This window comes from Flavobacterium sp. FG68, assembly GCF_057808895.1.
The window spans coordinates 1-13,341 of sequence record NZ_JBMDIY010000019.1; the positions used below are offsets into that span (position 1 = coordinate 1).

General features: G+C 32.2%; 15 protein-coding genes. 11 read left to right on the forward strand and 4 right to left on the reverse strand.

From position 1 onward, the window contains the following. Positions 1–650: 650 nt before the first annotated feature. From ACODSB_RS13295 to ACODSB_RS13305, 3 genes are all read right to left on the reverse strand, one after another. Positions 651–1,451, reverse strand: a complete 801-nt coding sequence (locus ACODSB_RS13295) for an ABC transporter substrate-binding protein (RefSeq protein WP_488937401.1) — start codon at positions 1,449–1,451, stop codon at positions 651–653. Positions 1,452–1,711: 260 nt separating this feature from the next. Continuing rightward, positions 1,712–2,539 (reverse strand): orotidine-5'-phosphate decarboxylase, encoded by an 828-nt coding sequence (pyrF, locus tag ACODSB_RS13300; protein WP_488937402.1) that lies wholly within the window; start codon positions 2,537–2,539, stop codon positions 1,712–1,714. A gap of 109 nt (positions 2,540–2,648) precedes the next feature. After that, entirely contained in the window at positions 2,649–4,832 is a 2,184-nt protein-coding gene (locus ACODSB_RS13305) for a DUF5723 family protein (RefSeq protein WP_488937403.1), read from the reverse strand. A 160-nt stretch (positions 4,833–4,992) separates the two neighbouring features. Here ACODSB_RS13305 and ACODSB_RS13310 point away from each other — a divergent pair, with 160 nt between their 5' ends. From ACODSB_RS13310 to ACODSB_RS13360, 11 genes are all read left to right on the forward strand, one after another. Further along, entirely contained in the window at positions 4,993–5,466 is a 474-nt protein-coding gene (locus ACODSB_RS13310) for a Dps family protein (RefSeq protein WP_488937404.1), read from the forward strand. A 106-nt stretch (positions 5,467–5,572) separates the two neighbouring features. After that, complete coding sequence (locus ACODSB_RS13315) at positions 5,573–5,758, forward strand: CsbD family protein (RefSeq protein WP_053474138.1); 186 nt, start codon at positions 5,573–5,575, stop codon at positions 5,756–5,758. 163 nt (positions 5,759–5,921) lie between these two features. Next, entirely contained in the window at positions 5,922–6,473 is a 552-nt protein-coding gene (locus ACODSB_RS13320; RefSeq protein ID WP_053474139.1) for a helix-turn-helix domain-containing protein, read from the forward strand. A gap of 21 nt (positions 6,474–6,494) precedes the next feature. Then, positions 6,495–6,944: a response regulator gene (locus ACODSB_RS13325; protein ID WP_053474140.1), complete on the forward strand. Its 450-nt coding sequence runs from the start codon at positions 6,495–6,497 to the stop codon at positions 6,942–6,944. A gap of 10 nt (positions 6,945–6,954) precedes the next feature. Next, a complete protein-coding gene (locus ACODSB_RS13330) occupies positions 6,955–8,736 on the forward strand; it encodes a CHASE3 domain-containing protein (RefSeq protein ID WP_488937405.1) in 1,782 nt (593 codons plus the stop codon). A 140-nt stretch (positions 8,737–8,876) separates the two neighbouring features. Then, complete coding sequence (locus ACODSB_RS13335) at positions 8,877–9,446, forward strand: DUF4142 domain-containing protein (RefSeq protein ID WP_488937406.1); 570 nt, start codon at positions 8,877–8,879, stop codon at positions 9,444–9,446. Positions 9,447–9,492: 46 nt separating this feature from the next. After that, complete coding sequence (locus ACODSB_RS13340; RefSeq protein WP_053474143.1) at positions 9,493–10,143, forward strand: porin family protein; 651 nt, start codon at positions 9,493–9,495, stop codon at positions 10,141–10,143. A 32-nt stretch (positions 10,144–10,175) separates the two neighbouring features. After that, positions 10,176–10,328, forward strand: a complete 153-nt coding sequence (locus tag ACODSB_RS13345) for a lmo0937 family membrane protein (RefSeq protein ID WP_108422304.1) — start codon at positions 10,176–10,178, stop codon at positions 10,326–10,328. 48 nt (positions 10,329–10,376) lie between these two features. Continuing rightward, the gene (locus ACODSB_RS13350) at positions 10,377–10,661 is read left to right on the forward strand and encodes a YtxH domain-containing protein (protein WP_053474144.1); all 285 of its coding nucleotides are present in this window, start codon (positions 10,377–10,379) and stop codon (positions 10,659–10,661) included. A 36-nt stretch (positions 10,662–10,697) separates the two neighbouring features. Then, positions 10,698–11,051 (forward strand): hypothetical protein, encoded by a 354-nt coding sequence (locus tag ACODSB_RS13355; protein ID WP_488937407.1) that lies wholly within the window; start codon positions 10,698–10,700, stop codon positions 11,049–11,051. 36 nt (positions 11,052–11,087) lie between these two features. After that, positions 11,088–11,477, forward strand: coding sequence for a hypothetical protein (locus ACODSB_RS13360; RefSeq protein WP_256637415.1), 390 nt, complete (start codon positions 11,088–11,090; stop codon positions 11,475–11,477). A 341-nt stretch (positions 11,478–11,818) separates the two neighbouring features. Here the strand turns inward: ACODSB_RS13360 and ACODSB_RS13365 are convergent, their stop codons facing one another. Beyond that, positions 11,819–13,150, reverse strand: a complete 1,332-nt coding sequence (locus ACODSB_RS13365; protein ID WP_488937408.1) for a DUF5723 family protein — start codon at positions 13,148–13,150, stop codon at positions 11,819–11,821. Positions 13,151–13,341 lie beyond the last annotated feature (191 nt).

Here is a 13,341-nt window from a genome sequence, read left to right on the forward strand (position 1 = left end):
ATAAACTGGTTATTTATTATTTTGGTTTTGGTTAGTTAAATGATGCCGGCGTCTTCGAGATGCCGGCATTCTTTTTTTCATTAAATTCCAACAAAAAAATTCCAAATTCCAATTTAAGCTAGTTTGCATTTTGGAATTTGGAATTTGAAAAATATTGTAATTTTAAATTTAGACATTAACTTATATTCAACAAAGTAATAACAAGACCTTAACAGCATAAGATTGATATATGTCGGATCTTTGTAATGTAATAAACTGGTTATTTATTATTTTGGTTTTGGTTAGTTAAATGATGCCGGCGTCTTGGAGATGCCGGCATTATTTTTTGTGTAAAGTTTGTTTCAGGTTTCAAGTTTTCTTTGTTTCAGGTTGCTTTACTTTGGGCATAATTTTTAACGCAAAGAGCGCTAAATTTTTTTCGCTAAGTGCACAAAGAAATTATCTGCAGTTTTATAAAGTTTTTTAAGTTCTCAAAGAAGAGTAAATAAGAGTATCGTTTTTATTTGTTTTAAGCTTTAGGAACTTAAAAAAGCTTTAATTCAAGAAACATACAAACCTTTGCGAAACTTTGTGAAAAAAACTTAGCGCTCTTTACGTTAAAAAATAAACGTTCCAACAACTTGAAACCTGAAACCTGAAACAAAAGAAAACTAATTCTTCAATCTTTCGTGTAGTAATTTAAAATAAGGGAAAGCCTTTAATAATCGGCTGCCATGCCAGGAGAACATTTCGCCGTCGACGAAAATGGTTTTGGCGTGATGTGTAAACCTTCCTATTTCAAAAGCATCTTCCTCTTTAAAAGGATAAGGTTCTGAGGAAAGAAAAACGATATCTGGATCACCTTCTAAACGCATTTTTTTAAGTTCGATTTCAGGATAACGTCCTTTATCCTCATAAATGTTTTTAAAATGATTCAGTTTTAATAACTCATTTATATAAGTATCTTTTCCTGCCACCATATAAGGATTTTTCCAAATAAAATAAGTAGCCTTCTTTTCTGGAATATCCTGAATATATTTTTTGAAATCGCTCAAGGCGAAAGTCAATTTATCATTCCACTTTTGAGATTCGGTTCTGCAATTGAATAATTGTCCGAAATCTGAAATCATCTGGAAATTATCTTCTATAGAAACTATATTCGTAACCCAAACCGGACAGATTTCCTGTAATTGGTTTACGATTTCTTCTGTGTTTTCTTCTTTATTACAAATGATAATATCAGGCTGTAATAATTTTATTTTTTCGAAATGGATTTTCTTCGTTCCGCCAACAATCTTCTTGGTAGATTTTAAATGATACGGATGCATACAAAACTTTGTTATCCCAATTATTTTATCTTCTAAACCTAAATCATAAAGCAATTCTGTTTGAGAAGGAACTAGCGAAATAATACGCTTTGGAGACGTCTCAAAAGAATGTAAAGTGCCAAGCTGGTCTTTAATTTGTTTCATGTTTTCTTTGTTTCAGGTTTCAGGTTGTTGGTGTGTGTATTTTAACGCAAAGAGCGCTAAGTTTTTTTCGCAAAGGTTGCAAAGGTTTGTATTTTCGTTGAAGTAAGGTTTTTTAAGTTCTCAAAGCTTAAAGCAAAAAAACTTATACACTTTTGCTTTGAGAACTTAAAAAAACTTTTACAAAATCCAGCTAATTTCTTTGTGAACTTAGCGAAAAAAACTTAGCGCTCTTTGCGTTAAAATTATGTTCAAACTAAACTTTAAACCTGAAACTTTAAACGAATAATTTCTGCCATTTCCTTTTGAACTGATAAAGCTTCTTCCCTAGCCTTTTCTGCAAAGTCTGTTCCTTTTGAGGCGTAGATAATAGCTCTTGCCGAGTTTACAAGCAATCCGATTTTATCATTCATTCCGTATTTGCATACTTCAGATAAACTTCCGCCTTGAGCGCCAATTCCGGGAACTAGTAAAAAGCTGTCCGGAACAATTTTTCTGATATCGGCAAAATATTCGGCTTTTGTAGCGCCAACCACATACATTAAGTTATGGCTGTTTTTCCATGTTTTAGAAGTTTCTAAAACTTGTTTGTATAATTCTGTTCCGTTTGTGTTTAAAGTCTGAAAATCGAAAGCACCTTCGTTTGAAGTTAAGGCTAACATAATGGTATGTTTATTTTCGAAGGCAAGAAAAGGCTCAACAGAATCTTTTCCCATATAAGGTGCAACGGTTACACTGTCAAAATTTAAATCTTCAAAAAAAGCTTTGGCATACATACTCGACGTATTTCCAATATCGCCGCGTTTTGCATCGGCAATCGTAAAAATATCAGGATAATTTTCGTTGATATAATTGATTGTTTTTTGCAGGGACATCCATCCTTTTATTCCATATGCTTCAAAGAAAGCGGTATTTGGTTTGTAGCCAACAGTTAAATCGTGAGTTGCATCGATTATCGCTTTATTAAATTCAAAAATAGGATCTTCTGTTTCTAATAAATGTGGTGGAATTTTAGCTAAATCAGGATCTAAGCCTACGCATAAAAATGATTTTTTTTGAAGAATTTGTTCGTGTAGTTGTTGTGTAGTCATATTGTTTTTTTAGTTCTTTTTCAAAGATTTTATTCTTTTTAGAAAGTATGCAAAAATAAAAAAAGCCACTCAATTAAGAATGGCTTTTTGGTTTTATATTCAAAAGCAATTATAAATTACCTAAGTAAACAATTTCTGTTCTTCTGTTTTCGGCTCTTCCTAAAGCAGTTTTATTTGTTTTTACCGGTTTTGAAGCTCCGTAACCTTTAGAAGTTAAATTAGCAGGATTTACTCCTTTTTCAATTAAAAGATCCATTACAGCTTTTGCTCTTGCTTCAGATAATTTCTGATTTGCTTTTGCATTTCCAACATTATCAGTATGCCCATTAATTGCAAATTTAGCGTTTGGATAATTCTTCAAAATTTCTTTGATTGCGTCAAGTCTTCCAGAAGTTTCTCCCATTTTAGCATTGTCTAAAGTTGCTTTTCCTGTATTGAAGAAGATAGATTTAGCTTCCACTTTTAATTGTGCTAATGTTTCTTTCGTCACTTTAGGACAACCTTTATTATCTGCTGGCCCAGCTACAAGCGGGCAATCATCTTCTTTGTCTAAAACACCGTCTTTATCAGCATCAAGATCTGGACAACCTTTGTTTACTGCTAATCCAGCAACATTTGGACACGCATCATCTTTGTCTAAAACGCCGTCTCCATCTGTATCTGGCCATGGGCATCCTTTATTTTCTACCGGACCTGCAATTGCCGGACAGGCATCAACATTATCTAATAAAGTATCTCCATCAGAATCTTTCCACGGACATCCTTTATTTTCTTTTGGACCTTTTACATCCGGACAAGCATCGTCTTTATCAAAAACTTTGTCCCCATCTGTATCTGGCCAGGGGCATCCATTATTTTCTTTAGGGCCGGCTACTTTTTTACAGGCATCTTCTTTATCAATAATTCCGTCTCCGTCTGTATCTTTAAATTGTTTTTCGTAAACCGGAATTTTCATCCCAATATGAAAATCTGCTCCTTTTGATTCTTTTGAAACTAAATTACTCAAAATAGAACCAGAACCTATAAAGAAAACTCCTGTACGCAAACCTGTACCAACCTGCATACCGCTATATTGCATATACGTTACAGGAACATAAAAACTAAACCATCTGCTTTCGTAACGAGGCGTTAATGTTACTCTGTCTGCAATTCCGTATGAATTTATTTTATTGGCAGAAACCATGCTGATATCTCCGTTAAGGTTCAAATAGAATTTATTGTACATATTCCAGTCAACATCTGCATGAATAGCTGTTGGCAGATTTGTTTTTACTCCTTTTGAAGTAGAAATTTTAGTATAATGATCGTTTAAGAAATCGTATAAATTGTCTGCATCATCAATCATTTGCTGGGTTACAATACCATTTACATTATAGGTATCCAGTTTCGAATTTTTGTAGTTGATCGATCCAATATCTGTAACCGATAATCCGAAACGTAATTTGTATTTATTTAAATCACGGAAATTATTATCTGCAGGTTTTGCATTTCTTAAATCGTATTGATCGTAATCTGGTCTCCATTCATAAACCAATCCGAAATCAAAACCAAATCCGCGTGAGGCAGAGTCAAAATCATAATCTTCGTTATTTTCCCAATCCTGGCTTCCTCCTACCGTAATTTCTCCACTTGATTGTAATACTCCTAATTGCGGATTTGCTGTGTTCTCAACATACCTTACACTTACATCTTTTCCCTGAACATAAGCATTTGCTCCGCCTTGTAAATATTTGGCAGTTAAACCTCCTTTTAAAAAGTGCTGATTGTTTTGATATAAAACGGCCGCATATGAAATTCCTAATTCTCCCCATGCATTTGAAGATCCGTTAGGATTTCCTAAATTGAAATTAAAGTCGCTTGCTTCGTCTAAACCATCTTTTACCTGATCTACTAAATATCCGTTGATTTTCTTGGCATTTGTTATTGATCTTGCTCTTGTAAATACTGCAATTGTGTGTTTTGGAGCAATATTAAACATGAATGACGGTCCCATAACATCTACATTTACTAATGCATTATTGGCATTTTTTGGAGACATTTTAGACTCGCTGTCAAAATCATAACCTTTTTTATAAGTATCAAAAACTTTAACTCCGTACAAATCATTTTGTACAGATCCGCTAACAGAAAATATATTAATGTCTGTTTTAAAACGAGAATCGGCTATAGAAGCCGGATTAAAAAGAACACTTTGTACACCTGCATAATTATCATGAAAATAACCTAAATAAGATTGTGCTTTGGCTGATACGGAAGTAATTAAAATAAATAAAATGAGTAATTGTTTTTTCATTAATCAGGGGTTTTAGTTTTAGTTGGCGGCAAAACTACAATTTTGAAATCATTAATATGTTATGAAAACATTGAATTCATGTAACATCTTTTGCTAATTATGTAAGATACGCCAGGCTCTTCCTTTTTATTTTTGAATCGAACCCAAAAAAACAACAATTATGACTTCACATATCGGAATATCAAGTGCAAACTTAAAAAAGAGCTCTACTATATTAGCTACAATTTTATCAAACGAAATGACGCTTTACGTAAAAACGAGAAAGTTTCACTGGAATATTTCCGGAAATAGTTTTATGGAACTGCATAAGTTGTTTGAAGAGCAATACCGAATTTTAGAAGCACAGATTGACGAGGTTGCAGAAAGAATCAGTCAGCTTGGCGAAAAAACAATTGGTACAATGAAGGAATTTATCGAAAATTCGACTCTTAAAGAATCTCCAAAAGAATATACTTCGCAAAAACATATGCTTGAGGAACTTTTAGAAAACCACGAACAATTGGTTACCGAATTTAGAGATTATATCCCGGTTTTTGAAAATGAAACAAAAGATGCCGGATCTGCTGATTTTGTTACGGGACTATTACAAGAACACGAAAAAATGGCTTGGGTTTTACGTCGTTATCAGGCGTAAATAAAGGCAAAATGTGAATTATGCAACGATCATCGAAATTCTTGTAACACAATTTTTATTGAGAAACTGCAATTTTACATTGTAATAATAAAAAACAAACACGATCATGAATACTACAGAAATAAAAGGAAATTGGAATGAGTTAAAAGGGAAACTAAAGCAAAAATATGCTGAGTTGACAGATGATGATTTAATTTATGCTGAGGGAAAAGAAGATGAATTGTATGGAAAACTTCAGCAAAAATTAGGTAAAACTAAAGAAGAATTTCATCAAATTCTGTCAGATTTGTAAACCTTCTGGCTCAATCAGGAAATACCGTCTAGTAATTAAATGTATTAGGCGGTATTTTTTTGAAACTTTTAGCGAGTATTATTACTGTTTATCGATTTTTAAAAAACATTAAACGCGGTAACCCCAAATAATTTATTTATCTTTAACCAAATTTTTTACAAAAATGAAGCTATTTATAAAGTTCGACATAAATACCATCTGTTCACTTTATCTAAAACAAAACCTGGAACAACAAAATATTAATTTTACCAGTTTAGGATTTGGCGAGATCGAGATTGACGACAATCTTGATGCTGATGCACTCGAAACTTTAAAAAATAATTTGACCCCGCACGGTTTTGAAGTTGTTGAAAATCAGAAAAGTGTTTTAGTACAGAAAATAAAAGATGCTATAATTGAACTTGTTTTTATGGAAGACAGTAACAATTATAAAAGTTCTGTATTTTTGGCAGAAAAACTAAACCATAGTTATGGTTATTTATCCAATGTTTTTTCAGAAGTTACCTATTCGTCTATCGAAAACTTCATCATTTTACAAAAAATTGAAAGAGCAAAACAATTGATTATTATTAATGAAATGAGTTTGACAGAAATTGCTTTTTTGTTAAATTACTCCAGCGTTGCGCATTTAAGCACGCAGTTTAAAAATACGACCGGAATTACACCATCGGCATTTCAAAGAATAATTAAAAAACGAAGAGAAAATTTAAAATAAAAAACCAAATACCATACTAAAATGCAAAAAAACGCATTAAATATTTTACTGGCGGATGATGACGAAGATGATCGTCTTTTTTTTAAGGATGCTTTTGAAGAAATCAAGATACAAACTAACGTAGAGTTTGTTCATGATGGAATGCAGTTAATGGAGCATTTAATGGACCAAGATAACAAACTGCCGGACATTTTGTTTCTGGATTTAAATATGCCAAAAAAAACTGGTAAAGAGTGTTTGATTGAAATTAAAAAAACAGAACATCTTAAAAATATAATTATTGCAATCTATTCGACTTCATCTTCTGAAGAAGATATAGAAGACACTTTTATTCAGGGTGCCAATATTTATATCAAAAAGCCAAGCGATTTTAATACGCTGAAAAAAATAATTAATGAAGTCGTGACCGTAAACTGGCACTATCATACCTCTGGGTTAAATCGTGATAATTTCTTGCTGCGACTAAAATAAAAGTATACCAATGAAATGGATACCAAATTTTAATTCTTCAAACTCTTTGAGAGTTATTTTTGTAATCGCAGTTTTCATTCTGTTATTTCTTTCTTCTATTGCTTATAAACATAATCAGGACTTGAACGAATCAAGTAAACTGGTTATGCATACCTACGAAATAAACATTCAGTTAGAAAGATTAATGTCGGCAATTAAGGACGCCGAAACCGGACAAAGAGGTTATATTATTACCCGAAATGCCCGTTTTTTAACTCCTTATATTTATTCTCGCGATAAGGTAAACACTTCATTTATTACTTTAAAAAAATTAACTGCTGATAATCCCGTTCAGCAGGCAAACCTTCGAAGGTTATTCAAACTCATTATTCAGCGTTTTGTTTCTTTCGAAAATTGTTTAAAATACAGCGATCCCAAAACATATGATAAACGAAGACTCGACAATCATATGTTTGGGGGACGAATCCTGATGGAAAACATTCGTTTTAAAGTGGACGAAATGAACGACATCGAGAAAACGTATTTAAAAAACAGACTTAAAATCTATGATGACGAAATTTCTTTAAGTCCTCTTTTCTCTATTTCCCTTTTTTTAACAGCTTTATTTTTTATCCTTATAGCTTTTAGACAAATCAGCAAGGATTTTCAGCGTTTAAAAGTTTTCAATAAAAGGCTTTTAATTTCAAACGGATTAATATCGGAGTCAGAAACTATTGGAAAATTCAGTACCTGGCAATGGGATTTAGATAGTAATAAAATAGATTATTCAGACAATCAATATCGGTTATTGGGTTATGATCCGGGAGCATTCGTACCTGTAAAAGAAACTTTTTTAGATTTTGTTCATCCTGATGACAAGGAAAATGTTTCAAATTCTATTGAAGGAATTTTAAAAAACAAACAGCTGCCTTTTGTTTATTATAAGGTAGTGCTTCCGAGCCATGAAGTAAGATATTTTAAATCTACAGGAAAATTATTGACAGATCAGCAGGGAAGTAAAATTTTACTGGGAATTAATTTTGATATTACTGATGAGCATTTGCTAAACATCGAATTGCAGGAACGTAATAAAGAATTAGAAAAAAGTAATAAGGAACTTGCTTCATTTAACCACGTGGCGAGTCATGATTTACAGGAACCGCTGCGAAAAATCCAGACTTTTATTTCTAGGGTTTCTGATGCTGATAAAGCAGTAATGTCACAAAGTGCAAGAGATTATATTGAGAAAATTGAAGTTTCGGCAAAAAGAATGCGTGTTTTAATTGATGATTTACTTTTATTTTCAAGAACTAATACGACTAAAAAAGAATTTATAAAAACGAACTTAGAGGAATTACTTGAAAACGCCGAATCTGAACTAACAGAAATTATTGAAGAAAAAAGCGCGGTTATTGTTTCAAATAAACTTCCTAAACTTGCCGTGATTCCGTATCAAATAGAACAGCTTTTTATTAACCTTATTGGAAATTCTTTAAAATACAGCAGACCAAATGTTATACCTTCTATAACTATTGAAAGCTCCAGAGTAAATGCTGAAGATTATCCGAAGCTGGATCAAAATATTAAAAAATTCCACAAAATAACTTTTACAGATAACGGAATGGGATTTGATCCTCAGTTTAAAGAAACGATCTTTATTTTGTTTCAGCGTTTACATTCAAAAACAGATTATCCCGGAACCGGAATTGGTTTGGCGATTTGTAAGAAAATCGTAGAGAACCATAAAGGATTTATTATGGCCGAAAGTGAGCCGAATAAAGGTTCTGTTTTTACCATATTTCTTCCTGACTAAGTCGTCAACACCCTAAAACACTACATATTAAACGTTATATAAATTCTTTATGGGAATTATATAACGTTTCTTTTTTATGCTGTAAAGCAAAACGTTGTATTCGTTAGCATCTTTGTAATGTAATACTTTAAGAAGTAATAATGAAAAAAATCCAAGTACTAAAAGCAGCATTTTTTAGGGTACTAATTTTATTGATTATGATTTGTGCTTCATCATGCAAAAAAAATAATTCGATAGAAAATACATTAAAAAAAAATGAAGCTTTTACAAAAAACGAGGAGGAAGAAACAATAGCCTTTTTTTTTATTGAAACGGCAAATGTTGGAAAAACAATTATTTCAAAAAGTCAAATTGCACAACAAAAAAGTTCAGACAATTCAATAGTGGTTTTAGGTAAAAATATCGAAAGACATCAAAATCAACTGCTGCAGGAAATAACAGAATTAGCAAATAAAAAGCTTATTATAATTTCTGAAATAAATGCAACACACAGAAGAGATACTTATGAATTAATTACCGCAAATCCTAGGGATTTCAACAGAGTGTATTTAAACTCTATGAAAGAATGCCTGGAACAGCAAATTAAGTTATTAGAAACCGTTTCGAAAGAAACTAACGATAAAATAATTTTAAAATTAGTATTAAAGTATTTGCCTGAACAATTTGATCTCTTGAGGGAAACCGAAAGAATCAGTAACAAAAAAAATTAAAAGAGAATTATTTAAAAGCCCGGATTACTAACTAAATTATTTTATTATGAAAATGCAAACAAATTTTTTATGCGCCTTAACCCTTTTTATCTCAGCTTCATTTGGAATGCTGCACGCTCAGGACAATAATGTAAACACAGAGTTTGGTGTAAAAGGAGGATTCAACATGTCGAATTTAATATCTGATGGTGACAACGAACCTACTGATGAAAATGTTCTATACGGTTTTAATGCCGGTGTATATGCTACATTACCAATTTCAGATTTCGTAGCTATTCAGCCAGAGATTTTATTTACAACAAAGGGTTCTGAATTTGAATACAACAATGCTTTTGCATCAGGAAACGCTAAATTCAAATTAAACTATATCGAAGTTCCTCTTTTAGTAAGAGTTAACATTACTAAAAACTTTAATGTACATGCCGGTGGATATGCATCATATCTGGTAAGTTCTAAAGTTACAGGAAACGGAGATTTTGATTTTGACGAAGATGTAGACACAGACGATTTAAACAAATTTGATGCGGGTATCGCTGCAGGTGTTGGAGTAGATTTTAACCCAATAAGCATCGGATTACGTTACAACTATGGTCTTACAACTGTTGGAAAAGAAAGAACTGTTGCCGGAACAACGTATACGTTCCCAGACGCAAAAAACAGCAATTTAACCTTATACCTTTCATATAAGTTAAATTAAACAATTATTACTAACCCATTAAATAAACAACCATGTCAAATTTATTATATACCGTAGCAGTAATACTTATTATTCTGTGGGCTCTTGGGTTCTTTGTATACAGTTTTGGAAGTATCATCCATATTTTATTAGTAATCGCCATTATTGCCATTTTACTAAGACTTATCAAAGGCCGAGAGATTTAAAATTAATCAACATTAAATAAATATATTAATCTATTAAAAATCAATATTATGAAAGCATCTAGCACAATTTTAGGAATCGTAGGAGCTGCAGCAGCAGGAGCATTATTAGGAGTATTATTTGCACCGGACAAAGGTTCAAATACAAGAAAAAAAATCAAAGATAAATCGAAAGATTACGGAGATAATATCAAAACTAAATTTGATGGTATTGTAAGCACAATCACTTCAAACGGTAAAGACATCATCGAGGAAGGAAAAGCAAAATTCAACCAGGTAAAAGATGATTTCAATACAGTTAAAGATGAAGCTAAAACTGTAAAATCAAACTATTAATATAAGTGATTTTTTCAAACCATAAATACCAACATCATGGAACCAAATGCAACAACAAACCAGGACTTTAATCTATATGAAAAAGCTGAAAATTATACAAAAACGAGTCTTGAATTATTAAAACTCAAAACAATAAGTTCAGTCGCCGATGGTGTTTCATCATTAGCATCAAAGATAGCGGTAGGTGTTGTTGTTGCATTTTTTACGTTGTTCCTTAATGTTGGTTTAAGTTTATGGATTGGTAAAGAACTTGGAGAATATTATTTTGGCTTTTTTATCATGGCACTTTTCTATTTAATAGTGGCCATTGTACTGCACAAATCGCATCACAGACTGATAAAAACCCCAATTGGTAACTCGATTATTTCGAGTATTTTAAAAGAAAAATAAACTGATTTAAAACAATTAATATTAAAAAAGACTATTATGGAGCCTATTTACACTATTGATGAATTAAATCAGAGAATTAAATTATTAGAAGATCGTCAGGATACAGAATGGTGCGCCATTAAAGACCATATCGAAGATATTAAAGAGAATTTAAAACCTATTAATCTCATTCGAAATACGGTCGAGGAAATCAACGAAACAGTTGGTTTTAAAAGCCACCTTGCACAATCTGCCATAAGCATCGGAATTGGATATCTTGCTAAAAGATTTATTGTAGGCAAAGGCGATTCAGTTTTTAAAGGAATTTTGGGCTCAATCGTACAGCTTGTTGTAACTAATCTGGTTTCAAAACCAAGCGAATCTTCACATGATACTTCTGAAGATGAAGAAGAAGAATCATCACAATACGAACCATCTAGAGAGTAATTGTTAAACTTAAATTTTAAACATTATGGAAAAGTTAAGTCATATAGTATTAAAAAACGGTGTATACATGTACTCTAATCTATATAAATGTTTTGAATACACACGAGTATTTTTTGGTATATAACTCGTTTATACGTTTTTGCTATTACAAACGGTTAAACAGTTAGTACTTTATTATATTTTTAAGGTTCTGAGGTTCTAAGTTGCTAAGATTCTAAGATTTTAGTTTCTAAGTAATATAGTTCTCAACCAAACAAAAAGAGATTGTTTCACACAAGTGAAACAATCTCTTTTTCATTTAAAAAAAACTTAGAAACTTAGCATCTCAGCAACTTAGAAACTTAATTATAATTTTGATAAATTGGTAATTTCAAACCAACATACACATTCGCAGCTTTAGAATTGTCCGAAAACAAATTCGAAATCAAAGATCCTGAACCAATAAATAACGGGCCGGCTCTAAAACCAGTTCCTATTTGCGTTCCGCTGTATTCCATGTAAGTTATGGGAATATAAAAACTGAATTGTCTGGTTTCATATCTCGGTGTAAATGTAACCGAATTAGCAATGGCAGTTCCGTTGATTTTTTTAGCATCGACTAAACTAAAATCTCCGCTTAAATTCAAATAAAACTTATTATCAATATTCCAGTCAAAGTTCGTGTGCAATGCCGTTGGTAAATTTGCTTTTACCCCTTTTCTCGATGAGATTTTGGTATAATAAGTATCAAAAAACTTAAAAACATCGTCTGCATTGTCAATGTCATCCTGAGTAACATTTCCGGTTAAATTATAGGTGTTTTCAGTAAGATTTTTATAATTCAGTTTACCAATGTCTGTTACAGCAACAGCAGCTTTAAGCTTATATCTGTTTCCTATACAAGTGTGGCAATTGGTGCGGTATTCATAAGTAAATCCTAAATCAAGACCTACACCAGCCGAAGCCAAATCAAACTCAGGATCTTTTCCGTTTTCATAATCATAGCTTGCGGCAGTTTTCAAAGTTCCTGTTGAAGTATAGGAACTCAAAGCTGGATCTGCATCATTTTTATTGAAGGCAACACTCAAATTATTTCCGTTGATATAACCGTTCACTCCTGCCATTAAATATTTTATGGTAATCCCAGCTTTAAGAAAATGTACATCATGATCTAACAAAATCGTTCCGTAGCTGGCTCCAATCTCTGCCCACGAATTATTGACACCATTAGGATTTCCTCCTGATATTAAAAAACTGTTTGACGCATCAATATCTTTATTCACCTCATCAACAAGCTGTCCGTTTACATCAACCAGATTGGTAATGCTTCGTACGCGCGTAAAAACGCCAATACTGTGCTGCTCATTAATATTCATCATAAAAGAAGGCCCCAGAATATCGACATTAAAATTCCCCCTGTTATTCGATTTGAATTTCTTTTTTGCATCTGTATCCAAGTCGTAACCGCCGTCGAATATTTCGGCAAAATTAACCCCGTACAAATCATTTTGTGCCGTTGCACTTGCCGAAGCAATGGTAATATCGGCTTTGTATTTAGAATCTACAATTGCCGACGGATTAAATAATACTCCCTGAATTCCGGCATAATTATCGTCCCTAAATCCGAAATAGGATTGGCTCTGGGCATAAAAAAAGCTTCCAAAGAAGCAAAATAATAGTAAAGTTCTCTTCATAAATTGGTTATAATTGGTTGATTAGTAACGCAAATATGAAATAAAAAATGACAAAATAAAATTTTTTGGAAGTTTCTAAGGCTCTAAGATGCTAAGGTTCTAAGTTTCTCAGAAAACCTTTATAATTAGAAAAGATAGATTCGTAAAAAAGGGACTTTTTTGAAAGGGGCTAAGGTTCTGAGATTCTAAGA